The sequence below is a fragment of the Cloacibacillus sp. genome (assembly GCA_036655895.1).
Lineage (GTDB): Bacteria > Synergistota > Synergistia > Synergistales > Synergistaceae > JAVVPF01.
The window spans coordinates 1-1841 of sequence record JAVVPF010000110.1; the positions used below are offsets into that span (position 1 = coordinate 1).

Annotated in this window: 1 protein-coding gene; it reads left to right on the top strand. The window is 40.0% G+C overall.

What is annotated here, in order from left to right; translation table 11 throughout:
* Positions 1-382: 382 nt before the first annotated feature.
* Positions 383-1687, top strand: a complete 1305-nt coding sequence (locus tag RRY12_13130) for an HD domain-containing protein (protein MEG2185617.1) — start codon at positions 383-385, stop codon at positions 1685-1687.
* Positions 1688-1841: the final 154 nt, after the last annotated feature.

The window sequence follows — 1841 nt, forward strand, 5'->3', positions numbered from 1 at the left end:
ACACTTAAAAACTCTATTTAGTCTATTATAGATGATACGGAAGAAGATGTAATTTTTTATTTGCGATGTTGCTTGTCTTGTTGATATAAGTTATATTTGTAGTAGTCAATTGGGATGAGGTAAAACTATGACAATTTGTTATGGCCTGTAAATAATAAAAATAAAGGACATGGTATAAGTGCCAGTTTGAAATTTGTACATATTACATGAATCTTGTTTCTGTTCTATTTTTTCATTGCGAGGTGCGAGGAAGATGTCCAGATCAATGAAGCTGCAGAGAGTACGTGACCCATTGTATAATCTGATCGAGTTTAGAGAAGAACGGGTTGACGATTTGCTATGGCAAATTATTTAAACTGAAGCTTTTCAGCGGCTGAGGCGAATTAAGCAGCCGGGATTTTCTGAATTTGTATATCCAGGTGCTACTCATACCCGCTTTTCTCATAGTTTGGGTGTTTTTCATTTAGCGCGCCGCCTGACTGAGATCATTGACGTCAAATTAAAGAAGCGAGGTTCTCCAACTTCAAATAGCGCGGAGAAGGATGCGGCACTCTGTGCTGCTCTGTTGCATGATTTAGGGCATGGCCCGTTCAGTCATGCTTTTGAGGAGGTTGGTAAAAGATTTCAACTAGCCTCGGTAAATCATGAATCCATCACAGATAAGCTTATCCGCGAAGGTGAAATTGGCGCGATTTTAGATCGCTACTATAAGGGGTTTAGTAGGAATGTTGCGGCTGCTATCGGCGAACATTCAGATATTTACAGTTCAGTGCTCTCCGGTCAGTTTGACGCGGATCGTCTGGATTACATGCAGCGAGACAGAATGATGACTGGTACCAATACTGGCAATGTTGACTTGGAATGGCTGTTTTCAAATATAGAGATAGAAGAGGTCGAATTTTCCGCGGATGAAGAGACTGTTTATAAGGCTGACGCCATGGTTCTTAATCCTAAAGGTTTGTTGGCTGCGGAAGCTTATGCTCTAAATCTCTTTCAACTGTATCCTACGGTCTATTACCATAAGACCACGCGCTGTATGGAAAAAATTTTTACTGAACTGATGTACCTGCTGATTTCGAGAATCAGGGATACATCCAACATGGGGCTGAGGATTTCCCCAAATCATCCAATCTGTAAGTTTGTTAAAGATATGAACTCATGGAGATCGTCGCTTCTTCTTGATGATACTGTAATATTGGGCATGCTGGAACAGCTCCGCGGTGCTGACGATAGAAATATAAGAGAACTATCAGAGCGGTTGTATAATAGAAAACTTTTTAAATCGATAAAAATGCCGATAAAAGATATTTTAATTAAGAATAATATAAAAAAGAGAGATCAGAATAAAGAAGATGTCGTAAAAAGGTTTTTTAACAAGGCATATCCAGATTTATTATCTGATATGAAGGAATGGAATGACGAACATCCGAACGTAAGTGATAAAATATTTATGGATATGGTGCAGCGTGGTTCTTATAACAATCCTAAAGCAAATCGTAGCCGCTCCAATCAAATTTTGGCGGTAGGCGAAAAACAGAAGATTGTGTCGCTCACGGATATTTCTGATGTCGTCAAGAGTATCGGCCCTTTTATCGAAATTAGGGGCTACGTCAGTGAATATGGCGGCGATGCGGAAAATTACCTGAAAGATAGAGTTAAGAATTATAGAAAAACGGAGGTGGCCTGATGCAGCTAAAAGATGACGCAATGCTGATCGCGCGGCTGATTAAGACCGTTGGTGGAAAACTGGTCGGCCGGATAAGGCTTCAAAAGACTATGTATATATTACAGGCGGCAGGACTGGATTCTAATCTTGTCTACCAATATTATCATTACGGACC